This window comes from Arhodomonas sp. KWT (assembly GCF_010993615.1).
The window spans coordinates 1-700 of record NZ_WNXE01000881.1; the positions used below are offsets into that span (position 1 = coordinate 1).

Sequence of the window (700 nt, forward strand, 5' to 3'; positions counted from 1 at the left end):
GGACCGCGCGCGGTCCAGATCGCGGGCGCCGACCCGGCCATGCTCGCACGCGCGGCGGCCGACAACGTCGCCGACGGCGCCGAGATCATCGATATCAACATGGGCTGCCCGGCAAAGAAGGTCTGCAACCGCATGGCGGGCTCGGCGCTGCTCGCCGACGAGGCGCTGGTCCAGGAGATACTCCGGGCGGTGACCGCGGCGGTGGACGTACCCGTGACGCTCAAGATCCGCACCGGCGTCAGTCCCGAGCGGCGCAACGGCGTGCGCGTCGCCGAGATGGCCCAGGCAGCCGGCATCGCGGCACTGGCGGTACACGGACGCACCCGCCGGGAGGCCTACCGGGGCGAGGCCGAGTACGAGACCCTGCGCGCGATCTGTGCCGCCGTGGACATTCCGGTCCTGGCCAACGGCGACATCACCACCGCGGAGCGCGCCCGTGCGGTGCTCGATTACACCGGCGCCTCCGGGGTGATGATCGCCCGAGCCGCACAGGGGCGGCCCTGGATCTTCCGCGAGATCGAGCACTATCTGCGCACCGGCGAGCATCTGCCACCGCCGCCGGTCGACGAGGTCCGGGCCGTCATGCTCGGGCATCTGCATGCACTGCACGCGTTCTACGGCCCGCACCAGGGCGTACGCATCGCGCGCAAGCACATCGGCTGGTACCTCTCCGGGCGCCCCGGCGGCGAGGCGGCGCGCC

1 protein-coding gene is annotated in these 700 nt (G+C 72.6%); it reads left to right on the forward strand.

Translation table 11 applies throughout. The features are described from left to right. On the forward strand, positions 1-700 hold a 700-nt coding region (gene dusB / locus G7A99_RS23035), incomplete at both ends, for a tRNA dihydrouridine synthase DusB (protein ID WP_163144370.1).